This window comes from Litorerythrobacter xanthomarinus (genome assembly GCF_046254955.1).
Lineage (GTDB): Bacteria > Pseudomonadota > Alphaproteobacteria > Sphingomonadales > Sphingomonadaceae > Qipengyuania_C.
In genome coordinates this window covers 1,305,597-1,328,852 of the sequence record NZ_JBJXRG010000001.1, presented here as the reverse complement: position 1 = coordinate 1,328,852, position 23,256 = coordinate 1,305,597, and the positions used below count along the sequence as shown (strand labels likewise).

19 protein-coding genes are annotated in these 23,256 nt (G+C 59.0%); 9 read left to right on the top strand and 10 right to left on the bottom strand.

All coding sequences use genetic code 11. The features are described from left to right. The first annotated feature begins 73 nt into the window (after window positions 1-73). The 5 genes from ACEWMW_RS06695 (at window position 74) to ACEWMW_RS06675 (ending at window position 5,605) form a co-directional block, all read left to right on the top strand. Window positions 74-1,288, top strand: coding sequence for a toxic anion resistance protein (locus ACEWMW_RS06695; protein WP_409413116.1), 1,215 nt, complete (start codon window positions 74-76; stop codon window positions 1,286-1,288). Further along, window positions 1,288-2,049, top strand: coding sequence for a hypothetical protein (locus ACEWMW_RS06690; RefSeq protein ID WP_409413115.1), 762 nt, complete (start codon window positions 1,288-1,290; stop codon window positions 2,047-2,049). Before ACEWMW_RS06695 ends, ACEWMW_RS06690 begins: the two co-directional genes overlap by 1 nt. Next, entirely contained in the window at window positions 2,049-2,345 is a 297-nt protein-coding gene (locus ACEWMW_RS06685) for a polyhydroxyalkanoic acid system family protein (protein ID WP_409413114.1), read from the top strand. The genes ACEWMW_RS06690 and ACEWMW_RS06685 overlap by 1 nt, the downstream gene beginning before the upstream one ends. A 156-nt stretch (window positions 2,346-2,501) precedes the next feature. Next, on the top strand, window positions 2,502-3,035 hold the full coding sequence (locus ACEWMW_RS06680) for a biliverdin-producing heme oxygenase (protein ID WP_409413113.1): 534 nt from the start codon (window positions 2,502-2,504) through the stop codon (window positions 3,033-3,035). Continuing rightward, window positions 3,032-5,605 (top strand): HWE histidine kinase domain-containing protein, encoded by a 2,574-nt coding sequence (locus ACEWMW_RS06675; protein WP_409413112.1) that lies wholly within the window; start codon window positions 3,032-3,034, stop codon window positions 5,603-5,605. The genes ACEWMW_RS06680 and ACEWMW_RS06675 overlap by 4 nt, the downstream gene beginning before the upstream one ends. Here ACEWMW_RS06675 and ACEWMW_RS06670 read toward each other — a convergent pair. The 6 genes from ACEWMW_RS06670 to ACEWMW_RS06645 all read right to left on the bottom strand — a co-directional run bounded on the left by ACEWMW_RS06670 (window position 5,602) and on the right by ACEWMW_RS06645 (window position 14,128). After that, entirely contained in the window at window positions 5,602-6,375 is a 774-nt protein-coding gene (locus tag ACEWMW_RS06670; RefSeq protein ID WP_409413111.1) for a class I mannose-6-phosphate isomerase, read from the bottom strand. The genes ACEWMW_RS06675 and ACEWMW_RS06670 overlap by 4 nt on opposite strands. Next, window positions 6,372-7,418, bottom strand: coding sequence for a mannose-1-phosphate guanylyltransferase (locus tag ACEWMW_RS06665; protein WP_409413110.1), 1,047 nt, complete (start codon window positions 7,416-7,418; stop codon window positions 6,372-6,374). The genes ACEWMW_RS06670 and ACEWMW_RS06665 overlap by 4 nt, the downstream gene beginning before the upstream one ends. A gap of 48 nt (window positions 7,419-7,466) precedes the next feature. After that, window positions 7,467-8,186, bottom strand: coding sequence for an energy transducer TonB (locus ACEWMW_RS06660; protein ID WP_409413109.1), 720 nt, complete (start codon window positions 8,184-8,186; stop codon window positions 7,467-7,469). Window positions 8,187-8,302: 116 nt separating this feature from the next. Further along, window positions 8,303-11,707: a TonB-dependent receptor gene (locus ACEWMW_RS06655; protein ID WP_409413108.1), complete on the bottom strand. Its 3,405-nt coding sequence runs from the start codon at window positions 11,705-11,707 to the stop codon at window positions 8,303-8,305. Between the two features lie 233 nt (window positions 11,708-11,940). Next, on the bottom strand, window positions 11,941-12,870 hold the full coding sequence (locus tag ACEWMW_RS06650; protein ID WP_409413107.1) for an isopenicillin N synthase family dioxygenase: 930 nt from the start codon (window positions 12,868-12,870) through the stop codon (window positions 11,941-11,943). A gap of 10 nt (window positions 12,871-12,880) precedes the next feature. Further along, window positions 12,881-14,128, bottom strand: coding sequence for a NupC/NupG family nucleoside CNT transporter (locus tag ACEWMW_RS06645; RefSeq protein ID WP_409413106.1), 1,248 nt, complete (start codon window positions 14,126-14,128; stop codon window positions 12,881-12,883). Between the two features lie 138 nt (window positions 14,129-14,266). On the opposite strand from ACEWMW_RS06645, the gene ACEWMW_RS06640 reads away from it, so the two are divergent. Beyond that, on the top strand, window positions 14,267-14,971 hold the full coding sequence (locus ACEWMW_RS06640) for a queuosine precursor transporter (RefSeq protein WP_409413617.1): 705 nt from the start codon (window positions 14,267-14,269) through the stop codon (window positions 14,969-14,971). A gap of 10 nt (window positions 14,972-14,981) precedes the next feature. Here ACEWMW_RS06640 and ACEWMW_RS06635 read toward each other — a convergent pair whose 3' ends face one another. Beyond that, entirely contained in the window at window positions 14,982-15,929 is a 948-nt protein-coding gene (locus ACEWMW_RS06635; RefSeq protein WP_409413105.1) for a helix-turn-helix transcriptional regulator, read from the bottom strand. Window positions 15,930-16,081: 152 nt separating this feature from the next. Here ACEWMW_RS06635 and cysD point away from each other — a divergent pair, with 152 nt between their 5' ends. The 3 genes from cysD to ACEWMW_RS06620 are packed head-to-tail and all read left to right on the top strand — an operon-like array spanning window position 16,082 to window position 19,652. After that, entirely contained in the window at window positions 16,082-16,993 is a 912-nt protein-coding gene (gene cysD, locus ACEWMW_RS06630; RefSeq protein WP_409413104.1) for a sulfate adenylyltransferase subunit CysD, read from the top strand. Continuing rightward, window positions 16,993-18,903, top strand: a complete 1,911-nt coding sequence (cysN, locus tag ACEWMW_RS06625) for a sulfate adenylyltransferase subunit CysN (protein WP_409413103.1) — start codon at window positions 16,993-16,995, stop codon at window positions 18,901-18,903. The genes cysD and cysN overlap by 1 nt, the downstream gene beginning before the upstream one ends. Before the next feature lie 11 nt (window positions 18,904-18,914). Next, window positions 18,915-19,652 carry a 3'(2'),5'-bisphosphate nucleotidase CysQ gene (locus ACEWMW_RS06620; RefSeq protein ID WP_409413102.1) on the top strand — a complete coding sequence of 246 codons (738 nt, stop codon included), beginning with the start codon at window positions 18,915-18,917 and terminating at the stop codon, window positions 19,650-19,652. A gap of 3 nt (window positions 19,653-19,655) precedes the next feature. Here ACEWMW_RS06620 and galK read toward each other — a convergent pair whose 3' ends face one another. The 3 genes from galK to glpD are packed head-to-tail and all read right to left on the bottom strand — an operon-like array spanning window position 19,656 to window position 23,246. Beyond that, the gene (gene galK / locus ACEWMW_RS06615; RefSeq protein WP_409413101.1) at window positions 19,656-20,690 is read right to left on the bottom strand and encodes a galactokinase; all 1,035 of its coding nucleotides are present in this window, start codon (window positions 20,688-20,690) and stop codon (window positions 19,656-19,658) included. Window position 20,691: 1 nt separating this feature from the next. Continuing rightward, window positions 20,692-21,771 (bottom strand): galactose-1-phosphate uridylyltransferase, encoded by a 1,080-nt coding sequence (locus tag ACEWMW_RS06610; RefSeq protein WP_409413100.1) that lies wholly within the window; start codon window positions 21,769-21,771, stop codon window positions 20,692-20,694. Next, window positions 21,768-23,246: a glycerol-3-phosphate dehydrogenase gene (gene glpD, locus ACEWMW_RS06605; protein ID WP_409413616.1), complete on the bottom strand. Its 1,479-nt coding sequence runs from the start codon at window positions 23,244-23,246 to the stop codon at window positions 21,768-21,770. The genes ACEWMW_RS06610 and glpD overlap by 4 nt, the downstream gene beginning before the upstream one ends. Window positions 23,247-23,256 lie beyond the last annotated feature (10 nt).

Sequence of the window (23,256 nt, the reverse complement as noted above, 5' to 3'; positions counted from 1 at the left end):
GCTTGAACTATGTGTCTTATATACCTAATACAGGTATCAAGAAAGTTCGCCCTTAAAGGAGCCCAGGGTTCACATGAACGAGACTACCACCAAGACCGCAACCGAAACGGATTTTGACCTGACCCCGCCCGATCCGGTTCCCGCCGTCGCGCCCGAAAAAGCTGCAGGGCTCGTCCCGGTAAGCGAAGAGAAGAAGTCCAAGCTCGAAGAAAAGGTCGACGGCTTTGTGGCCGAGCTGGTTTCTCAAGATTCCAATTCGCCCGAATTCGGCCAGAAGGTCGACCAGATCACCAATATGGGCCGCAAGGAAATCATGGCCGCGGCCGGCATGTCCAACCGCTTCCTCGACCGGCCATTGCGCGCCATGGATCAAGATGAAGGCGTGGGCGCCAATCTCGCCGAATTGCGCCGCACGGTCGAAGACCTCGACCCGAGCCGCCGAGGCAAGCTGACGGGGCCGCGCAAGTTCCTCGGCATCATCCCGTTCGGCAACAAGCTAACCAACTATTTCCGCAGCTACCAGAGCGCACAAACCCACATCCAGCAGATCCTCTCCAAGCTCGGCAACGGCAAGGACGAGCTCCTGATGGACAACGCCGCAATCGATGTAGAGCGGCAGAAGCTTTGGGAAGCAATGGGTAATCTCGAGCAGATGATCCACATTTCCAAGACGCTCGATGAAAAGCTGGAAGAAAAGGCGGCCGAGCTCGACGCGACCGATCCGGCCAAGGCCAAGGCGATCCGCGAAACTGCGCTGTTTTACGTCCGCCAGCGCACACAGGACCTGCTGACGCAGATGGCGGTATCGGTGCAAGGCTATCTCGCGCTTGATCTCGTCAAGAAGAACAATGTCGAGCTGGTCAAAGGCGTCGACCGGGCCAGCACCACCACTGTCGGCGCATTGCGCACGGCCGTGACCGTGTCGGAAGCGATGACCAACCAGCGGCTGGTGCTGCAGCAGATCACCTCGCTCAATGAGACCACTGCAGGCATCATCGATAGTACTTCGACCATGCTGCGTGACCAGACCGGCAAGATTCACGAGCAGGCAGCAGCGAGCACCATCCCGCTGGAAACGCTCCAGCGCGCGTTCCAGAACATCTATGACACGATGGACGAAGTCGATGATTTCAAGGTCCGCGCCCTCGAATCCATGAAGCAGACGGTCGACGTGCTTTCCGACGAAGTCGAGAAGTCAAAAGGCTATATCGCGCGCGCCGAAGGCCAGAACCAGGCGCAGTCCAAGATCAGCACGGCTGACGACTCGCTGCTAGCACTGGAAGGCTGATGAACGACCTGACGCGCCAGAGCGAGCGCCTGATCGAAGAGGGACGCATCCTGCGCGACGACAATCGCGCTGGCGGCAGGCATCGGCGGGAAGGGTCGATCGGTGAAGGCTCAGCCAGCCTCAAGCTCAAACACTGGAAGAAGAAACTGATCCAGCTTGCGATCGGCACACTAGGCGTCTTTGCGGCGGTGAGCATCGCGGCCGCAATCCTTAATGGGATCGGCTTTTGGGGCGTGATAATCACCGGCCTGGTTCTGGTGCTGCTTTACAGCGGTGTTCTCAGCCAAAAAATCAAGGTGCCCAAGCGCAGCGACATCAACAAGGGCGACGTTCGCCAGATGGTCTCGCGCACCGAACTGTGGCTCGAACATCAGCGCCCCGCCCTGCCGCCGCCCGCGGTGAAGGTGGTCGAGGACATGGGCGTACAGCTAGATGCGCTGGGCAAGCAGCTTGAAACGGTTGATCAGAACCATCCGGCGGCGCGCGAAGTGCGCAAGTTGGTGGGCGAACACCTGCCCGAAATGATCGATTCCTATCAGCGAATTCCCGATCATCTGCGCCGCGAAGCGCGCGGCGGGAAGACGCCGGACGAACAGATTACCGCCAGCCTGGGCAAGATCAGCAAGGAAATCGACAGCGTAACCCGCCAGCTTGCGGACGGCGCACTGGACGAACTGGCGGTCAAGGATCGCTTCCTCGAATATCGTTATGGTGATGGAGAGACGGCTCCCATCATCGACAGGCCGGAAGGAACTGATTGATGCGCATCCCGATCAAGCATGATCTATCGCAGGAAGAAGTTCGCCATCGCCTCCGCAGCCGCAGCCACGAGATCGCCGATTTCGTGCCCGGCGGGATGGCTGACGTTACGACAAATTGGCCCAATGAAGACCGGATGGATCTCACAGTGGGCGCCATGGGGCAGCAGGTTGAAGGAAGCGTCCAGATCGAACCAGACCAGGTCGTTTTCGAGATCGACTTGCCGGCGGCGCTCAGCTTTATCAAGCCGATGATCTCCAGCGCGATTAAGAAAGAAGGGCAGAAGCTGCTGACCTGATCGCTCCCTTTGGATTGCCCAGCATGTGGTAATTGACTGGGAACCATTCCTGCGTACGTAGATTATAAACTAGTTGGGGGAGGTTTGTCGGGGTGGTGGCCTGGCGAGCACTTAGGGCTCCTGATCTGTATTTTGGTCTAAGAGGGCAATCACCAGTTGAGCATCAGAAGCCGTTTGCGGACTGTCACGCGTGGACTACATGACCGGCTCGATCGCGCGATGCCGTCCGACTTCAGCGATCGTGCAAGTTATGCGCGGTTCCTACGTATTCAGCTGGCTGCGCGGCTCCCGGTCGAACGTTGGCTCGTCAGAAACGCGCCTGACGAGTTGGTACCTCCCTCGCAGACTGCGCTCATCAGGCACGACCTCTCCAGCCTCGGTGCTTCTCAAGTCATTCAGGAACCCAAATTCGAACTGGAACCCGACGGAGATGCACTTGGCGTCGCGTGGGTCTTGGCAGGATCTCATCTAGGTAACCGATTCCTCCTCAAGGGGTTGCCCGCCGCATTGGAGCTGCCAACCGCATTTTTTTCCGACACGCGCATGACCGATTTCTGGAAGGGCTTGCAATCCCGGCTCGAAGCGGATTGTCCGAAAGACGCAGATTTGCCCGCCGAACGCTCTGCCACAATTGTTTTCGATCTCTTCCTCGCATTGGCGGGACAGAACCGCGAGAGGATCGCGGCATGAGCGAGAATTTCGACCAGGTTGACCTCACCAACTGTGATCGCGAACCGATCCACCAGCTTGGCAAGATCCAGGACTTCGGCGCGTTGGTCTCAGTCAACTCCGACTGGTTCGTTGCGCAACGTTCGGCAAACGTCGCGCAGATCCTCGGCGAGGATGTAAAGCTCGAACAAGGCATGCGGTTGAAAGACGTATTTTCCGCCGAAGCGATTGAGCGCCTTTCGAACACGATAAGCCCTCTTGACGATGCGGTTGTGGTGGAGCGGATTTTCGGCATTGACCTGATGGGCAACGGCAAACAGTTTGATTGCGCGCTGCATCGTTCGGGGTCGCTGATCATCATCGAATTTGAGCCCCACCCCGATGGGGATCGGCATGCCGAAGTATCCCAGCTGCGGCCGATGATGGCCGAGCTTGAGCCGCACAAGGACGTCAATTACCTCTGCGATAATGCCGCGCGGCAACTCAAGAAGATACTCGGGTTTGACCGGGTGATGGTCTATCGTTTCCACGCCGATGATTCCGGCGAAGTAATTGCTGAAGCACGCGAGCCTGAGCTCGAGGGTTTCCTGCGCCTGCGGTATCCCAAAACCGATATCCCGGCGCAGGCGAGGCAGCTATATTTGCTCAATCCGTTTCGTATCATCGCAGATGTGGATGCGGAGCCCGTCCCGATCGAACCCGCCACATCCTTCGACGGAGAACCGCTGGATCTCAGCTTCAGTTCGCTGCGCGCGGTTTCACCGATCCACATCGAGTACCTCAAGAACATGGGTGTGGGCGCTTCACTGTCGATCTCGATCATCGTCGGGGGGAAGCTATGGGGGCTTTTCGCATGCCACCATTACTCGGCTAAGATCCTCTCTTACCCTCACCGTAGCCTCGCCGAGCTCTATTCGCAGTTCTTCTCACTGGTTCTGGAGCGCTTGCTTGGACAGGCGACCGCCCGCCTGCGCGAGAAAGGCAGGACCATCCATCACCGTCTTATGGCGCAGTTGGCAAGCGGTGCGCCGCTGGTCGAAAGCCTCGCCACAATCGACATGGTGATCGGCCAAGTCATCGCGCATGACGGGATGTCCGCATATATTGACGGGACGTACAAAGCGCGCGGCAAGGCTCCGGCCAAGGATGAGTTCCGGGCGCTAACACCGATCCTCAACAGTGCTACGACCAGCCAGATCATCGCTACCGATGAGCTCGTAGCGCGCATTCCGGCAGCACAGGAATTCGCCGACAAGGCCGTCGGGGCGCTGATCATCCCGGTTTCGCGTAGGCCGCGCGACTATCTCGTATTCTGGCGCAAGGAGCTGAAGCAGCAGGTCATGTGGGCCGGCAACCCGGAGAAGCCGGTCGAATTTGGACCCAACGGTGCGCGCCTGACTCCGCGCAAGAGTTTCGAGGCATGGCAGGAGGATGTCAGCGGCAAGAGCGCGCGGTGGACGCGCGAAGAAGTCGAAATAGCCGAAAGCTTGCGGGTCACTTTGCTCGAGGTGATCTTGCGCATGACCGATGATGCTGTGCAGAATAAGGTTCGCGCCCAGCAGCAGCAAGAACTGCTGATCTCGGAGCTCAACCACCGGGTTCGCAACATTCTGAACCTGATCCGCAGCCTCGTAAGTCAGTCGCGCCATGAAGCGCTTTCTGTGGCCGATTTCAGCGAAATCATCGGCGGGCGGATCGGCGCGCTGGCGAAGGCGCATGACAACATCACGCGCGGCAACTGGTCCCATGCATCGGTGCACGAGCTAATCCGATCGGAGGCCGAGGCCTATCTTGCGGGGAAGATCCAGCGAGTAACCATTGAAGGCCGCGATCGCCTCGTCGCGCCAGAGGCCTACACTGTCTTAGCGCTCGTCATTCACGAAATGATGACCAATTCTGCCAAGTACGGATCGCTATGCGATAGCAATGGCACGCTGACGGTGACCATCGGTGAAGAGCTCGATGGCGATATGACGATCAAGTGGGTTGAGCGCGGCGGCCCGCCGGTGACGAAGCCCGAACGTCGAGGCTTCGGGAGCACGATCACCGAGAAATCGATACCCTTCGAGCTCCAGGGTGAAGCCAAAATCGATTTCAAGCTGGAAGGCGTGGAAGGTTACTTTGTCATCCCGCAGAAGCATCTGGCGGAGCTGGAAGAACAGGAATCGATCGAAATGGAACGCCAGCGCATCGAAAGCGCTCAGTCCAAGGTTTCAGGTAGGAATGCCCATTTGCCGAAACACATACTGGTTATCGAAGATAGCATGATCATCGCTCTCGAGACTGAAGAATGTCTGAAGGAACTCGGCATCGAGTCGATCGATATCGCAGGGAGTGTTGGCGCTGCAATGGAAGCGCTCGATACGAGAACACCCGATCTCGCCATTCTCGATTACAACCTCGGCAGCGAATCGAGCGAACCGGTAGCGAAGGAATTGCGCAAGCGCGGTATCCCCTTTGTACTGGCCACGGGATACGACCAGCTATCCGATCGGCTCGACGAGATCGGGGCGTTCAGCCTCCTGAAGAAGCCCTACAGCAAGGCCGAGCTGGACGAGGCACTCACGCTCTATGTGAGCGGCGACTACTAACCGCGCGGCGAACAGACCAATACTATAGCGTCCTCATCGAACCGCGTCTGGGAAAGCCCATCGACCAACACGCACGATCCCGGCTCCGCCTCGATCCCCTCGCATTCAAGCGCTCCAGCCAGCGGCAAAAGGAGACATGGGCCGTCGTGCGCCGCTAGCATCGCCGCATCAGCCTCTCCCACCAATCGGTCCAGCCGGAAGAAACACCCATCGACAAGGCAAGCGCTTTGCTCGCCAGCCTTCTTCCACAACGCGCGATCATGCGGCCCGCGATCCGCGACAGCCAGGGCGTCCTCGAGGTGCAACTCGCGCGGCCTGCCGTAGTCGTAGAAACGATAGGTGATGCCGCAGTTCTGCTGCATCTCGACCAGTGTGCAACCCGCGCCAATGGCGTGAACTGTGCCCGCCGCAAGGTATACGAAGTCGCCCGACTCCACTTCGTGCCATTCCAGCATTGGCTCGATCGAACCATCGAGCGCGCCTTGCCGTAACTCCGCCTCGGAATGCTCTTCGATGAAGCCCACCGCGAGCCGGGCACCCGGTTCGGCATCGAGCACCAGCCAGCACTCGTCCTTGCCCGGCGGATGCACTTGGACCGACAGCTTCTCGCTCGTGAACAGGTATTTGCCGAGCAGTTCGGGCAGTTCCAGGGGTGGTTCGAACCAGATCTCGCCGATCCGCTTGCCGGATGGCGCAGAAAATGGCGGCGGCAAGGTATCTTTACCCCACACCTTCTCGACGAGCCTGGTCTCAAGCTTGCGCGGCATCATTGGCTTTTCGACCCTGGCAACTGACCGACTTTTTGCGCGCCTTCAGCGCTGGTGACGAGCACTTCTTCGCCGTCGACCACGACAATCACATTTTCCAGCCCAACGACGGAAACACGAGGCCCGTCGCTGTCGACGGTAACGTTCTTACAGTCGATCAAATCCGCGGATGCCATCGCAATATTACCATTGCCGTCGGCATTATCCCCGCGGGCCTGGGCCAAGGCCTGCCAATTGCCAATGTCGGACCAGCCGATGTCGGCGTCGACCAGCGCAGCGCGATCGGTTGCTTCCATCACGGCATAATCGACCGATTCCGCGGCGATTTGGGCAAAAGGAGCTTCAGAGGGGCGAATGACACGCCCATCGGAGTCAGCTTCATTGGCTGACTGCGCGACCAAAGCCGCCATTTCGGTTCGATGTTTCACCAGTTCCTCGAGAAAACTTCTGGCGGAGAATGCAAAGATCCCTGCATTCCAGAGGTAGCCGCCATCGGCGAGATAGGCTTCAGCGCGCGCAAGATCCGGCTTTTCGACAAATTCCTCGGTGCGGCAACCCACACCCAATGCTGCGCCGCGCTTGAGGTAGCCGTAGCCCGTTTCCGGCCTGTCTGGCATAATTCCAAGCGAGACGAGCCAGCCCTCGCTGGCGAGCTCCGCTGCCGCCTTGGCTGCATCTTGGAATGCCTCGACCGAGGCAATGTAATGATCGCTGGGACAAACAAGCATGATATCATTTGGATCGAGCACATGCGCCGCAAGCGCGATCGCAGGAGCGGTATTCTTCGCCGCAGGCTCGATTGTGATGCGTGCATCGGAGTATTCGCCAAGCTGGTCTTCGATCAAAATTCGATGAGCTTCGCCGGCGACCACGATCGGCGGCCGGAAGCCGGTATCGGCGGAGAACCGATCGCAAGTCTGCTGGAAGAGCGAGCGCTCGCCCAATAGCGGTAGGAACGGCTTTGGTCTCTCTTTGCGACTGCGCGGCCAGAGCCGCGTGCCACTTCCACCACATAGGATTACCGGGACGATTGTAGTGCTGCTCATGACATTCTCGATAGCACAGCGTGGTTAATGCATCCTAGCTGGAAGCGCTCAAGAAGGCCGGAAATCCACCCGGTAGCCATAGCGGGCTGCAATCGGATCCCCGTCCGCATTGCGCGCTGGGTTGAATCGGATCTTCTGGATCACCAAAGGGCAGACCGCAGCGGTCGTTTCGGGATCAACCGAGGTGCGTGCGACCGAACAATTGCTTGCCCTACCGTCTGTACCGACCGTGAAGACAACGGTCACCGACCGGCCAAAGCGTGTTTGCCGCCCGCCTTCGGGGATAGGGAAATCACGCGCCTGGTTGAGCTCTCCCGAACGCACCGATGGCCCGCTAGCGACCGAACCTTGCCCGCTTCCCGAGTTCCCGCTGCCCGTTCCGAGCCCATCGCCCGATGCTCCGGTGCCATCGCCGCTGTCGCGCGCGCCCGAGGTGTTGGCATCGCCGGTGGACGCGGTGCGCGGCATGGCCTCGTCCTGCCGGATCGGAACCTTGGGAGTCTCGGCGGATTTCGGCTTGGGAATGGCTTCTCCACCTGCTGATCCGGCAGCTCCGGCATCGGGTTCAGGTTCGACCGGCTCATCCTCGGGCGTCGTGATCGTGACGGTGAATGCCTCGACCACAGTATCCTGCACATTGGCGGTGAAATCGGGGGCGAGCGCGCGCATCAAGCCGTAGAGCACCAGCACATGGAACAAGGCAATCGCCACGACCAACAGGGGCCGGGGCCGCTTCTTGGTGGTGAGAAAATTCGATCCCTCGGTCATCGCAATCCCAAACGCACGAGGTGTTAGCCGCGTTCCGGCCCCCATGACAATGCGCGCAAAGCAAAAGGGCGGAGCCATGCGGCCCCGCCCTTTCTTGATTCGATTAAATCAGAAGATCAGAATTCGTAACGAACGCCGAGCTGGATTTTCCAGATCGATGAGGAGGTCCGAAGGTTCACGCGATCATCGGGGTTGAAGCCATCAATCTCATAGCGTCCCTCGCTATCAAGCCCGCCATCGGCAAGATCGACCAGAGCGCCATCGCCATTGGCAAAGTTATTGCCCGGAACCGTGCGAAACACATTCCAGCTACTGTCGAGCATATTCAGAATATTGTCGAAGTCGGCGAATAGCGTAAAGCGGTCTTTCACACCGAACAACTTGCCCGGCCCAGGCAATTCCTGACTAATCCGCATATCCATATCCCAATACCAATCGGCGCGGCATGTGTTACGCTTGATCGTTTCTCCGGGCGTGAAGTCGCAGCCCGATGCAGCCACATAATCAATCAGTTCCTGAACATCACCGAAATCGGAATCGGGTGACAGGTTCGGATCATCGATTCCGGTCGGCACGTAGATGAGCGCCGAATCCCGACTGCTCGAAAGCTCGCTGAATGGCGAACGATCAAAGGTCAGGCTGTAGGGACGACCCGAACGAGCAACAAGCGCAAGCCCGATCTCGGTTCCGTAGTCACCGAAGAACTCTTCGCGCAGATTCGCGGCAAAGGTCAGCACATGAGCCGTCTGATAGTTTGACGTCGACGCGTCAGGATCGAGCAGGTCAAAGTGAGCGGACTTGCCGAAGTTCGAAGATGCGGTGGAGCTACGTGACTCGCGACGGTTCTCTGCATCAGTGTATGCATAACCCATGTTGAGGCGGAAGTTACCAGCTTCCGTAAGAAGGCCGCCTTCGAAATTCTTAGAGAGGATTGCCGAAAAGACATGGCTCTCAAAGCTGCCGGCGTTGGTCAGCATGTATTCGTCTTCACGCCGGGTATTGAAACATTCTGTGGTGACACCATCCCAAACGCCGGGTGAGATAAAGGTTGCATTGCAATCGTCTAGCAACGGATCGATTGACGAATAATAAGGACGACCGTCTACCGCGAAACCATTGTCGCCACGACGGAAATCGATCGCGTACGTCAAATCGACCCAATTCAGCGGATTGCGGAACTTGCTGTAGATGTAATCAAGATTGAGATTCCAGTTGCTGAAGAATCCAGTCTCCGTGCCGAAGCGTGTCTCAAGGCCGAGATTGGCGCGAACTACGGTGGGCAATTTCAGATTCGGGTCAATAGTCTGAGTCGGATTTTCGCCAGAAGCAGCGACATTCCCGCCCGCATCACGAGCGCACTGAGGGAAGCCTGTGAACTGCCCGTTCTCTACTACGTCGATAGGGGTAGCGAGGGCGGCACACTCACCGTCGTTCGTGCTCCCTTGAGAGGCAGAAAAGCCGGTATTCGAGAATGTGTTGGAGAACCAGACGCTAGGATCGCCCCCGCCAAAGATCCCAACTCCGCCCTTGATAACGGTTGAATCGAAGAAGCCTTCATTGAACAGGTCATAGGTGAAGCCAAGGCGTGGCAGGAAGATCGGATCGATCGATCCGAAGGAGCGCGAGTTGGAGAAACCGTAGCGCTGCTGGAAGTTGGGCGTGACACGCGCCGCATCGCCGCTGTACCAGTCCATTCGCGCACCGAGAAGAAGGTTTAGTTGATCATTTACTTGCCACTCGTCCTGAGCGTAAATACTCCAGATTGTTCGAGTGAAGGTTGCTCCTGTCTCGCGAATATCACCTGAGGCAGTAGCCGCAATCAGTCCACCAGCCGTTATCCCATCGACGACGTCATCGGCACCGGCGAAGGGAGTGGTCAGGAATCCATCGGTCAGTATGCCTTCTCGGAAATCATCTAGATTTTGAAAGTACAGAGTGCCGGTAGAGTTGATGGCAAAGAGATTGAACACCTCGGCGCGGTTTGCTTCGGCGCCGAAGCTGAAGGTGTGATCGCCAGCGAGCAGCGTCGCGCCCAATTTGGCCTGGTCGACTTGCTGCTCCAGTGCGTTTGATGAGCGGAAGATACTCGGACCCGTAGTAAGCAATCCATTCTCACTTGGTCCAACGACACCGACAGCAAGACGAACGGTGGGATTCTCTTCCTGCTGCTCGTTAAAGCCGAACGGACCCTGACGGTCAGAGATATCCGAACGGGAGACGCGTAGTTCGGTAGAGAAGTTCTCGCTCCAATCCGAATACAGACGCGCCGAATAGTAGTCCGAGAGCGTGCCTTGCTCGTTGAAGCTGTTAATCCCGGTGAAGTTGTTGCCACCCGTGTCGGAAGTGACATTGGATTCGTCGAGATGCTGGTAGGTTAGCTCGAGTCGGTGGTCGTCTGTGATGTATGCATCCAGGCGACCGAAGTAGCGCACGGCTGTTTCAGGCGTGATCGTTGCGAAACCGCCGATGTCCTGTCCGTAGATGTCATTGGCAATCTGTTCAAATTCATCGAACTGCGCCTGAGTTGCGAAGTCTGCTTCGTTCGCAAGTCCGCTTCCGGTCGGGCCGAAATCTACTGGATCGGGGAGGTCTGTTTCTTCATAGGCAGCAAAGAAGAACAGTCGGTCTTTGATGATCGGACCGCTGAGAGTAGCACCCCAACGCTTTTCCTCAAAAGGCAGTGTGCTGCGATCAAGGCCATCGACCGTATCACCTCTTAAGTCGTTGTTGCGGAAGGTGAAGAACGCGCTGCCGTGGAAATCGTTCGAACCAGACTTCGTTACAACGTTAATCGCACAACCGGTGAACTGGCCGTACTCCACGTCGAAAGGAGCGAATTCAACCGATGTTTCGCGAATGGTATCGTAAGGGATCGGCAAATTGCTGCGTGCCGCGAAGGGCGTATCTGTCAGGCCGAAATTGTCCGATTGGACGATACCATCGACAGTGAACGAGTTGAGGCGATCATTGCCGCCGAGACATGAAATACGGTCGACTTCGCTATCTCGCTCAATCGCCACGCGCGGATCGAGGCGGATGATATCGCGAATGTCGCGCGAAATGGAGGGGAAGGCTTCAAGCGTTTCGAGCCCAAAGGCCTGGCCTGGGCCAACGGCAAGCTGCGAAACGTTAGCGCGAGCGCCGGTCACAATGATCACACCGGCTGCATCGCCGGGAGACAGTTCGAAGCGGAATGCAGTGTTGCCGGCGACCGAGATACCGACGCCTTCGACTGTTTGGCCTTCGTAGCCACTTGCGGTAGCGGTGACGGTGTAAGGTCCGCCTGGGACGAGTGAGGCCGTGCGGAAATCGCCGTCGTTTCCGGTGCTGAGTGTACGGGTTTGGCCGGTACGGGTGTCAGTTACAGTGACAGTGGCGCCAGCGATCGCGGTGCCGGTCTCGTCGACGACGCTACCCTCGATACCTGAGGTAATTTGCTGTGCGTGGGCAACGGTCGGAACCATTGCAGCCGTGGCGGAAAGGCTGACAACGCTGGCAGCCAGGAGATATTTGAGCTTCATGAGATGACGATCCCTTGCAATCTCGAGAGAGATATCTGGTGAGTGAGATGCGCCCCGTTAGGAACGCCACGCTACGAGAGAAAGTATCTTTTGTTACGGGCGCGTGACAACCGGGCGAGGACTTATCCACATTAGCTGGATCGTGCCTATATCCCTGTTTCTAAAGAACAAATAAGTGTTGCTGCAATGCAACAACCAGGAGAAACTTTCACAGATGTCAGTTGTACAGCGCGTCAGGCGAGATTGATCTCGCGCAAGCGCTGCAAAAGGAACTCGTGGCTCGAGATCGATTCGGGCGCATCTTCGGGATGCTCTGGGTCGATACAAGAGGGCAAGGTATCAATCACGTAATCCGGCCGGAAGTGCAGGAAGAACGGCATTGAATAGCGCGCACGGTAAGCAGCTTCGCCAACAGGATTGACGACCCGGTGCGTTGTCGAGCGCAGCTTTCCGTTGGTCTGCCGGTCAAGCATGTCGCCGACGTTGACCACCAGCGATCCTTCGGGCGGATCGATGGCCAGCCATTCGCCCTGCTTGGTCAGCAGCTCCAGCCCGGCTTCTTCTGCTCCGAGCAAGAGCGTGATGGTATTGATATCGCCATGCGCCGCCGCGCGGATCGCGCCCTGTGCCTCTTCCCCCTCAAGCGGTGGATAGTGCAACAAGCGCATCACCGAATTACCGTCTTCGACAGTTGGTGCAAAAAAGCCGCGATCAAGCCCGAGATGTATGGCGATGCCTTCCAGCACGCGCCCGCCGGCTTTCTCGAATGCCGCGTAAAGCGCTTCGAAGGTCTCACGAAATTCGGAAATCTCGGCCGGCCAGACATTGTCCGCCATATACTCGGCCAATTCATGGCCCGGCGGAAGGCTGCGCCCAACATGCCAAAATTCCTTGAGGTCATGGACTTTTGCGTCCTTGGCCTTTTCGGTGCCGAAAGGCGTGTAACCCCGCGCGCCGCCGCCGCCGGGAATATGATAGGCCTGTTTGACGTCGGCCGGAAGCTCGAAAAACCGCTTCGAAAGTTCTTCCGCCTTGTCGATCAACTCCTGCGGGATGCCATGGTCGCGAATGACCGCGAAGCCAAATTCGGAAAAGCTGCGGCCCAATTCATCGGCCACGTCTTCGAGCGGCCGCGCCAACGATACGGTTGCAATCTCGTTCATGTCTTGAAACTTAGTAAGGGAGGAACAGCCCGGCAAGCGCCGCGCTCATCAAATTGGCAAGCGACCCTGCCGCCAGCGCGCGCAGGCCAAGCCGTGCGATCACCGGGCGCTGGTTCGGCGCCAGCCCTCCGGTCACCGCCATCTGGATCGCGATTGAGGAGAAATTGGCAAAGCCGCACAGGGCAAAAGTGATGATCGCGCGGCTGCGATCGGAGATTACTCCGGCTTCGAGCGCACCGAGTTCGATGAACGCTACGAATTCGTTGAGGACGATTTTGGTCCCAAAAAGACCGCCGGCGAGACCCGCATCCTGCCAAGGAATGCCGATCAGGAACATCACCGGGGCGAAGATCCATCCTAGTATTTGCTGGAACGAAAGCTCAGGATAGCCGAACCATCCCCCGACACCGCCCAGCAAGCCATTGGCCAGTGCGACTAGAGCCACAAACACCAGCACCATCGCGCCCACGGCCACCGCGAGTTTCACGCCCGTCTGCGTGCCTTGTGCGGCCGCCTCGATCACATTGGCGGGGACGTGTCCTTCCTCGAAAGTTTCCGAGACGGTAATAGGCTGCTCGTCCTCGGCATCATCGCCAACCTCATCGGGATAGATGATCTTGGCCATCAATATCCCGCCCGGTGCCGACATGAATGCCGCGGCAAGCAGGAACGGGACCGCTTCGGAACCGATAAAGCTAGCATAGGCGGCAAGGATTGTGCCTGCGACGCCGGCCATGCCTACGCACATCAGAGTAAACAACCGCGCCGGAGGAAGTGCTGCCAGATAGGGCCGCACGACCAGCGGGCTTTCGGATTGGCCGACAAAGATATTGGCGGCGCTACCCAGCGCTTCGACCTTGCTGATCCCGGTAATCCAACCGATCGCCCCGCCAACCCAGCGCACGAGACGCTGCATGATCCCCCAGTGGTAGAGGATCGCCACCAAGGCGGCGAAGAAGATGATCACCGGCAGGGCGGCAATCACAAAGGTATTCGCAAAGGGATTGCTATCCATCGAACCGAACACCGCCTCGATCCCGATTTTGGAGTAGTCGAGCAAGGCAATCACGCCATTAGACAAAGTCTCGATCGCAATGACGCCCCATGGCGTCCGCAACACCAGCAGGGCCATCAGGGCCTGGAGAGCGAATGCCGCACCTACCACCCGCAGCTTGATACGCTTCTTCCCATTCGACAGCAGGAATGCGATCAGGAGAATTGCAAGAATGCCCAGAAGGCTGGAAAGAATCGGTGACATCAAGCCTGGCCCCGCATGTTAGGAAGCTGCGGGGTTAGTAACATTGGCAAGCAAATGCCAGACGCGCCCGGCGATGGCGCGGTCCATGTGGAAATCTCCGGCTTCCTTTTTGATCTCATTGCCCATAACCATCCGCGCATGAGCGAAGAGCAGTTATCCGCCGCCCCCGGGCATTCCCTAACGAATGCCGCAGCGGCCATCCCACGCGCATTGTTCATCTACATCGTGCTTTATGGCGGGATGACAGTGCTCGCTGGCGTTGTTGCATTCAAGCAGGTGCAACTTTGGCCGAGCCAGCTGGCGGTCGAGGCCGGGATATTCCCCTTCCTCCTTCTGGTCGTAATCACATCGACGATTGCTCAGCTTTATGGACAGAAGCTTGCCAACCGGCTGATCTGGATCGGGTTCATCCCGCTGGCGCTCTCCGCCGCGCTGATTTTCCTGGTCCTGGGTCTGCCACCTTCGCCGGAGATGGTGGAGTTTCGCGCCAGTGATCTGGCTGCTTTCGAAACCGTCTTGGGCCAGACACCCCGGATACTTATGGCCGGACCCGCAGCTTACATTACATCCTTGCTGCTCAATGTCTGGATCTTTTCCAAACTGGCTGGAAGCGGACAGAGCGGAACCATCGGCCTAATGGTGCGCGGCGCGATTGCCTCAGCGCTGAGCCAGGCAGTGGACTCGGTGATTTTCATCACACTCGCATTCTACGGTGAATTCGACATCACCAACCTGCTGATCGGACAAGTGATCGCAAAGGTTACGCTATCGATCGTGCTGGTACCGTTCCTCATTACCGGCGGCGTGGCACTCGCGCGCTGGCTCGACAGCAAGCAGGACTAAGCCCTGACGATCAAGCAAGCGCCAGCACACTGGTGAGGATGTTGCGAACGAGATCGGATTGCCCGCGCGCACCGGTCTTGGCGTAGATCTTCTTGGAATAGAACCGCGCGGTCTCGATGGTCAGGCCATGCTCTTCAGCGGCCTCCGCTATCGAGAGACCCTGCGCCATCGACCAGGCGACCCGCGCTTCGCCCGGCGTGAGTTGAAACAGATCCACCAGCTGCTCGCGCCGGTCAGCTTGCGAGCTGCGATCTCCTCGCAGATAGACCACTGCCACCGCCTGCCCGCCTGCGCCAAGCCCTTCGAACCGCACCGGTGAGACCAGCAATTCGATCCAGGGGTCATGACTGAGATTGAGCGCGCGAGGTCGCACGTCCGGATTGCCTGAGCATTCCCGCACGATCGCGGACAACTCCCGGTCGAGCATTGCCGAACTGGGCACAAGGCGGTCATAGGCTCCGCGGGCGAGAAGTCCTGAAACCTGTAACGTTCGTTCGGCAGCAGGATTGCAATCAACGATACGGCCTCGCTGGTCGAGCGTAATCCAGCCAAAGTTCATCCGGCTGGCAACGCCTTCGCTCACCGCGCTGCGGGCCTTCTCGCGTTCGATCTCGGCAAAGGTTCGCAGTGCAACTTCCAGATGTGGCAGGAGCAAGGTGAGCAGGCTGGAGACCGATGCGTCGAAGTCGCCATCCGCAAGGGCCAACGTGGCGGAAATGCCTTCGCTTCGGCGCGTGCGCATCAGCCGAAAAGTTCCGGCGGCATTGGCGCCAAGTTCTTCGCCGGAATAGACCCTTCCTTCGCGCAGGCTCGGCTGGGGATCGAGCCAGCGCTCAATGCCGCTGGCCCTCGCTTCGCCCGATTCCAGCACGATCCGGTCACCTGCACCTTCGAGAAGGATCAGCGCGCTTTCCGCCCCCGTCGCACTGCGCAGCCGCGAAAGAAACGTCTGCCACATTGGCTGCTCGAAAAGCCCGCCATGCAGGGGGACAAGTAGCTCTGTCTCTCCAAGCGTCGGAAACCGCATGGGCTTCTCAATATACCTCCCATATGGGAGATGAAAGCAAATTTTCCGGCTATATGCCGCGCGCCAAGCAATTCGGGAATGAAATGACCGCCTTAACCCATCTCGAGCGCCTCGAATCCGAAGCGATCCACATCATGCGCGAAGTTGTCGCCGAGGCTGAAAAGCCGGTGATGCTCTATTCCGTCGGCAAGGACAGCGCGGTGATGTTGCACCTGGCGCGCAAGGCGTTCCACCCTGCCCCGCCGCCGTTCCCGCTGCTTCATGTCGACACCACCTGGAAGTTCCAGGAAATGTACAAGCTGCGCGATTCAGTTCCCGAAAAAACCGGGATGGAACTGCTCATTTGGCGCAACGAAGAGGCGCAGGAACGCGGCATCAATCCGTTCGATCACGGACCGCTCCATACCGATATGTGGAAGACGCAGGGACTCAAGCAGGCGCTCGACCACTACGGTTTCGATGCCGCATTCGGCGGTGCGCGCCGGGACGAGGAAAAGAGTCGCGCCAAGGAGCGTGTTTTCTCGTTCCGCACTGCCAGCCATGGCTGGGACCCGAAGAACCAGCGGCCAGAACTTTGGAACCTCTACAATGCACGCAAGCGCAAGGGCGAAAGCATCCGCATCTTCCCGCTCTCGAACTGGACCGAGCTCGACATCTGGCAATATATAATGCGCGAGGAAATCGAGATCGTCCCGCTCTACTTCGCGGCGGAGCGTCCGACTTACATCTGGGAAGGCGAGCTGTTCATGGCCGATGACGTCGATCGCCTCGTAAAGGTACTCGGCAAGAAGCCCGATATCATCAATCGCTCGGTCCGATTCCGCACGCTTGGATGCTTCCCGCTGACCGGAGCGGTCGAGAGCAAAGCCTCGACACTGGCTGAAGTGGTGCAGGAAACCCTGCTGACCTCGACAAGCGAGCGACAGGGCCGCGTCATCGATAAGGATGAAGGCGGTGCCGGAATGGAGAAGAAGAAGCAGGAGGGCTACTTCTGATGGCCGATGCGACTTACCAGACCGAAGCGCTGATCGCGGAAGACATCGACGCCTATCTCGACCAGCACCAGCATAAGACAATGCTGCGCTTCATCACCTGCGGGAGCGTGGATGACGGCAAGAGCACGCTGATCGGACGGCTGCTCTACGATTCCAAGATGATCTTCGAAGACCAGCTCGCAGCGCTCGAAAGCGACAGCAAGCGGGTTGGCACACAAGGCCAGGAAATCGACTTTGCGCTCCTAGTCGACGGTCTTGCTGCCGAGCGAGAACAGGGCATCACGATCGATGTCGCTTACCGTTTCTTCAACACGGAAAAACGCAAGTTCATCGTCGCCGATTGCCCCGGTCACGAGCAATATACGCGCAACATGGTAACGGGCGCATCGACCGCTGACCTTGCTGTGATCCTTGTCGATGCGCGCAAGGGTGTGCTCGTCCAGACGCGCCGGCACTCCTACCTTTGCCACCTACTGGGCATACGCAACATCGTCTTGGCGGTGAACAAGATGGACCTCGTCGACTACGACGAGAATGTGTTCGACGATATCGTGGCGGACTACACCGCATTTGCCGTGGAAATCGGGATCGAGAGCTTCACCGCCCTGCCGATCTCGGGCTTCAAGGGCGACAACATCACCAGCGCGCCAAGCGAGAATACCCCGTGGTATTCCGGGCCATCGCTGGTCGATCACCTCGAAAGCGTCGAAGTGCGCTCGGTCATTGATCGCGAAAAGCCGTTCCGCATGCCGGTGCAATGGGTCAACCGCCCCAATCTCGATTTTCGCGGCTTTGCCGGATTGATCACCGGCGGGATGATCGAGCCTGGGGATCCCGTGCGCGTCTTACCCTCGGGCAAGACAACAAGCGTGAAATCTATCGTCGAATTCTCGGGAGAACTCGAAGAGGCGGGCGCAGGCCAGTCGGTCACGCTCACGCTCGCAGACGAAATCGACTGTTCGCGCGGCGACGTGATCGCTTTGGCCGACGAGCCGCCGCAAGTCGCCGACCAGTTCGAAGCCACATTGGTGTGGCTCAATGACGAAGACCTGAGCGTGGGGCGCGGATACTGGCTCAAGCTTGGCACGCAAACCGTTTCAGCGACGGTCCAGCAGCCCAAGTATGAAGTCGACGTCAATACGCTCGACCAAATGGCTGCGAAGACGCTTTCGCTGAACGAGATTGGCGTCGCCGAAGTCATCACCGACAAGCCGCTGGTGTTCGAACCTTATGCCGACAGCCGTGCGCTGGGCGGGTTTATCCTGATCGACAAGGTAACCAATGCCACGGTCGCTGCGGGCATGCTCAATTTCAGCCTGCGCCGTTCGCAAAACGTGCACTGGCAGGCGACCGATATCAGCCGCGAGCATCATGCGAGCATGAAGAACCAGACCCCGCGTGTGCTGTGGTTCACCGGGCTATCTGGCTCGGGCAAGTCGACCATCGCCAACGAAGTCGAGAAGAAGCTGGCGCTCATGAATCGTCACACCTTCTTGCTCGATGGCGACAATGTCCGCCACGGTCTCAACAAGGATCTGGGCTTCACAGAGGCCGACCGGATCGAGAATATCCGCCGAATCGGCGAAGTCGCGCGCTTGATGACCGACGCCGGGCTGATCGTGCTCACAGCCTTCATCAGCCCGTTCCGCGCCGAACGGCAGATGGTTCGCGACATGCTGGAGGATCACGAATTCGTCGAGATCTTCGTCGATACACCGCTCGAAGTGGCCGAGGAACGCGACGTCAAAGGTCTCTACAAGAAAGCGCGCGAGGGCAAGTTGAAGAACTTCACCGGGATCGACAGCCCCTATGAGCCGCCAGAAGAACCCGAGATAACGGTCAATACGGCCGAGATGACGCCGGAAGAAGCCGCCGAATACATCATCAATCAGATCCTGCCGCTCAAGTGATGGATGACCTCATGACTGACACCGATCTCGCAGCAAAGCTTGCCGAGGAAGCCGGGCGTATACTTCTCGATGTTCGGGACAGCGGCCAGTTCGAAGGCAAAGCGCTGGGCAAGGCGGGCGACGAGGAAGCCAATCGTTTCCTAGTGGCCGAATTGCGCAAGGCGCGGCCCGATGACGGATTGCTCTCCGAAGAAGAGAAGGACAGCCTCGCTCGCCTGCACAAGGAGCGCGTGTGGATTGTCGATCCGGTCGACGGCACCCGCGAATATGGCGAGGAGCGGGCCGATTGGGCGGTGCATGTCGCGCTGGCGGTGGATGGCGAGCCGCAGATTGGCGCGGTGGCCCTCCCCGGTCTGGGTCAGGTGCTGCGCACCGATCAACCCGGAGTCGTCCCGCCTGCGCCCGAAGTCCTGCGCATGGTCGTCAGCCGCACCCGTCCGGCCAGGGAAGCCGTCGCGGTGGCCGAAAAGCTGGGCGCGGAGCTCATCCCGATGGGTAGCGCCGGGGCCAAGGCAATGGCCGTGGTGCGCGGCGAAGCCGACATCTACCTTCACTCGGGTGGCCAGTTCGAATGGGATAGCTGCGCCCCTGTTGCTGTGGCCAAGGCGCACGGCCTGCATTGCTCGCGGATCGACGGCTCACCGCTCGTCTACAACCAGGCCGATACTTACATGCCCGACCTGCTCATTTGCCGCGCCGAACATGCCGAGCAAGTGCTGGCAATGATCGCCGAGCTTCCGAGCGACTAAAAGCTACCCGGAAACGGCGTCGATAAAGCGCGCGTCTGTGTGGCGAGCAAGCAATTCGGCCTGCCACGCTTCCCGCTTGTCCCTGCCCACGCAGGCGACGATGCAACCGCCGAAGCCGCCTCCGGTAAGCCGTGCACCCACCGCGCCCAGTTCGATCGCGCAATCGACCAGCCGGTCTATTGCGGGGAGCGAGACTTCGAAATCGTCGCGCATCGACAGGTGGCTCTGCGCCATCAAGGCTCCGAATAGAGTCGTGTCCGCGCCCTCGAGCGCATCGACCGCCGCCAAGACGCGCGCATGTTCGGTAACACAATGCCGCGCCCGCCGCTTCACTGCCTCCGGCAGGTCTGCATCTTCAACCTGATCCAAGGCAAGGTGGCACAAATCGTCGGTGTCGAAATACGCCTTGGCGGCATCGCATTCGGCCTTGCGCTCTGCGTAGCGGCCATCGGTCAGTTTGCGAGTGAGGCCCGAATGGATCACCACCATGTCGTGGTCCGAAGGCAGTTCGACCAGCCGGTACTCCAAGCTTTTGGTATCGAGCGCCATGGCTGTGCCGGGGCTGGCCAGCGCCACCGCCATCTGGTCCATGATCCCGCAAGGCACACCCATGAATTCGTTCTCGACGCGCCGAGCGGCGATCGCCAATTCCACGTCATCCGGTCCAACGCCCGCAAGGTCACGCGCCGCTTTGAGTATCGCCACAATCAGCGCGGCGGAGGATGAAAGGCCTGATCCTTGCGGAATGCTGGAATGGATCGTCAACTCCGCGCCCGCGCGCAGCAATCCCAGCGTCGCCGCCTCCTTGATCGCACCCACTGCAGTATCCGACCAGTGCCCGTTTTCCGCATCGTCAAGCGAGCGATGGGCAAAGTCGCCATAATCGTTCGCCTTGATCTCGATCTGCCGATCGGGGCGCGGTTCCAGCGTAACTTGTAGTCCGCACGCGAGCGCCGATGGCAACACCATGCCGCCATTGTAATCGATATGCTCGCCGATCAGATTGACACGGCCAGGCGCCTTCCCCGTACCCGGCATTTTACAAATCCCGCATTGCCAGAGCGGCACTTTCAGGCATTACATCAACTGTGAACACACCGCTGTGCTGCTCGACCGAGGCAAGGTACTTCACCCGGCCCGGAGCGCGCAGAAGCGGGTAAAATTGCACGGTTAAGTGATAACCCGGTGCACCGCCGTCCGGCGCCGCGTGGAACGCCATCATTGTCGCAGCGGGCCCCTCAAACAGCGCGTCATAGCGCCGCGTTACCTCACCCAGCCAATACGCTAGCGCCTCCAGCTCTTCATCGCCGCAGTCCCAGAGCCCCTTGCGCCTCACCCGCGGCGCGAGCCAGACTTCATAGGGGAAGCGGGCAAAGCGAGGAACGAATGCAGCAATGCCGCCGTCTTCCCCGATCCCGTAATCCGGCATCGCCTGCGCGATCTCTGACGCCAGATCATAGCCATTGGCGAAAGCATCAACAGCTCTCTGCTCGACCCGCGGAATGCGCTGGAAACCGTAGATCTGTCCGTGCGGATGGTGGAGCGTCACGCCCACCTCATCGCCGCGGTTTTCAAACGGCATCACGTAGCGACAACCCTGCGAAAACAGCGACTGGTAGCGATCGAGCATCGCCGAAAGATAAACCTGGCGACGATCAGCGCCGATCGAATAGAGGCTTCCTTCGGCCTCGGGTCCGTAGACCACCACTTCGCAGGCGCCGCGCGCAGGCTCGATTTCGATACCAGAGATGCTCGCAGCGTCCTCGGCTTGCGGATGAAAGGCGGCGAACTTGTTATCGAAGATCGCCACCTCGAAATCGGAGAACGGGATCTCCGTTTCCGGCCCACCGGGCACGGTCGCCGCCAGCGGATCATCGGCTGCAGACGGCTTGAAGGTACGGTTTTGGCGATGCGCGGCGTAAACATGCCATTCTTCGCGCAATGGATGGTGTCGCAGCTCGCCGCCCTTGGGCAAGTCCTCGCTGGTCTGCGTCATCGGATCGAGATTGTGCAAGCTGCGCCCATACAGTCGGAGCATGCGGCCATCTGCTTTAGGGAAGTCTCGCCGGAAGACTGGCTCACCGCCGATCGCGCGGAGTTCAGGCCCGATCGCGCTCATCCAGTTTCTCTCCGCTGCGCAAACCATTCGGCCACTCTAGCGCGCTGGCTTTGATCGAGGTGCAGGCCCAGCTTGCTGCGCCGCCACAACACGTCTTCTGCGTTTGTCGCGAATTCTTCTTCTAATAGATATTCCAGTTCCCGCTCAAACAGGTCCGGCCCGAATTGCTCGCCGAGATCGGCAAGCGAGGCTGCCGTGCCCAGCAGCATCTCTGCCCGCGTGCCATAGGCGCGGCACAAACGCGGGAGGATGTGGCGCGCCCACGGATTTCGATCTGCGAGATCGGCGACCAATTGCTCGAAGCCGTCCACCGCGAAGTCCCCTCCGGGCAGCGCCGCATCGCCGGTCCATGCCTGTCCATCAAGTCCGCCAAGTTTCGCCGCCGCATGTTCGGCAAGCTTGCGGTAGGTTGTGATTTTCCCGCCGAAGATCGACAGGATTGCCGGTTTGCCATCCGCATCATCCAGCTCGAAGACATAATCGCGGGTCACGGTCGAGTTGTTGGCGGACTTGTCGTCATAGAGGGGGCGCACTCCGGCGTAAGACCACACCGCATCATTGGGCGTGACATCCTTGGCCAGGTACTCGTTGATCGCATCGCAGATGTAATGCTCTTCTTCCGCCGAGATTTCGACGGTGTTCGGATCATCCTCGAACAACACATCGGTGGTGCCCACCAGTGTGAAATCGCGCTCGTATGGAATCGCAAACACGATCCGGTTGTCGCGGTTCTGGAAGATGTAGGCATGGTCACCGGCAACGAGGCGCGGGAAGACCAGATGGCTTCCCTTGACGAGCCGCAGGTTCTGGTGCGCTTGCCCCGGCATCGCGTCACGCAGGATCTCGTCGACCCATGGGCCTGCTGCATTCACTACTTTGCGAGCTTTGATTTGCCGTTCGCCGCTCGTGCTACGCAGTGTCGCGACCCAATGATCCGACTGCCGCTGAAGCCCGACGCATTCGGTTCGCGTGAGAATTTCCGCGCCGTGCTCTTTCGCGTCCATGCAGTTGAGCACTACGAGGCGCGCATCCTCGACCCAGCAATCGGAATACTCGAAGCCTTTAACGAGGCGCTCTTCCAGCACTTCTCCATGAGGAGCCTGTCGCAGGTCGACCGATCGTGTCGGCGGCAGTAGCTTGCGCCCGCCGATATGGTCGTAAAGGAACAGACCCAGCCGCAGCATCCACATGGGTCGCAACCCCTTGTCATGCGGCAGCACGAAGCGCAGCGGCCAGATGATGTGAGGAGCGATGCCAAGTAATCGTTCGCGTTCGATAAGGCTCTCGCGCACTAGCCGAAATTCATAGTGTTCGAGGTAGCGCAACCCGCCGTGCACCAGCTTGGTGCTAGCCGACGAGGTGTGCGCGGCAAGGTCATCCTTCTCGACAAGGATGACTTTCGCACCCCGCCCGGCCGCATCGCGCGCAATTCCTGCGCCGTTGATGCCGCCGCCGATCACCAGCAAATCGAACATGTCGTCTTGG

Bases quoted from the DNA above. Each gene is read 5' to 3' on its own strand.
- ACEWMW_RS06695 (WP_409413116.1), top strand. From the start codon at position 74: ATGAACGAGACTACCACCAAGACCGCAACCGAAACGGATTTTGACCTG.
- ACEWMW_RS06690 (WP_409413115.1), top strand. From the start codon at position 1,288: ATGAACGACCTGACGCGCCAGAGCGAGCGCCTGATCGAAGAGGGACGC.
- ACEWMW_RS06685 (WP_409413114.1), top strand. From the start codon at position 2,049: ATGCGCATCCCGATCAAGCATGATCTATCGCAGGAAGAAGTTCGCCAT.
- ACEWMW_RS06675 (WP_409413112.1), top strand. From the start codon at position 3,032: ATGAGCGAGAATTTCGACCAGGTTGACCTCACCAACTGTGATCGCGAA.
- ACEWMW_RS06670 (WP_409413111.1), bottom strand. From the start codon at position 6,375: ATGATGCCGCGCAAGCTTGAGACCAGGCTCGTCGAGAAGGTGTGGGGT.
- ACEWMW_RS06665 (WP_409413110.1), bottom strand. From the start codon at position 7,418: ATGAGCAGCACTACAATCGTCCCGGTAATCCTATGTGGTGGAAGTGGC.
- ACEWMW_RS06660 (WP_409413109.1), bottom strand. From the start codon at position 8,186: ATGACCGAGGGATCGAATTTTCTCACCACCAAGAAGCGGCCCCGGCCC.
- ACEWMW_RS06655 (WP_409413108.1), bottom strand. From the start codon at position 11,707: ATGAAGCTCAAATATCTCCTGGCTGCCAGCGTTGTCAGCCTTTCCGCC.
- ACEWMW_RS06650 (WP_409413107.1), bottom strand. From the start codon at position 12,870: ATGAACGAGATTGCAACCGTATCGTTGGCGCGGCCGCTCGAAGACGTG.
- ACEWMW_RS06645 (WP_409413106.1), bottom strand. From the start codon at position 14,128: ATGTCACCGATTCTTTCCAGCCTTCTGGGCATTCTTGCAATTCTCCTG.
- ACEWMW_RS06640 (WP_409413617.1), top strand. From the start codon at position 14,267: ATGAGCGAAGAGCAGTTATCCGCCGCCCCCGGGCATTCCCTAACGAAT.
- ACEWMW_RS06635 (WP_409413105.1), bottom strand. From the start codon at position 15,929: ATGTGGCAGACGTTTCTTTCGCGGCTGCGCAGTGCGACGGGGGCGGAA.
- cysD (WP_409413104.1), top strand. From the start codon at position 16,082: ATGACCGCCTTAACCCATCTCGAGCGCCTCGAATCCGAAGCGATCCAC.
- cysN (WP_409413103.1), top strand. From the start codon at position 16,993: ATGGCCGATGCGACTTACCAGACCGAAGCGCTGATCGCGGAAGACATC.
- ACEWMW_RS06620 (WP_409413102.1), top strand. From the start codon at position 18,915: ATGACTGACACCGATCTCGCAGCAAAGCTTGCCGAGGAAGCCGGGCGT.
- galK (WP_409413101.1), bottom strand. From the start codon at position 20,690: ATGCCGGGTACGGGGAAGGCGCCTGGCCGTGTCAATCTGATCGGCGAG.
- ACEWMW_RS06610 (WP_409413100.1), bottom strand. From the start codon at position 21,771: ATGAGCGCGATCGGGCCTGAACTCCGCGCGATCGGCGGTGAGCCAGTC.
- glpD (WP_409413616.1), bottom strand. From the start codon at position 23,246: ATGTTCGATTTGCTGGTGATCGGCGGCGGCATCAACGGCGCAGGAATT.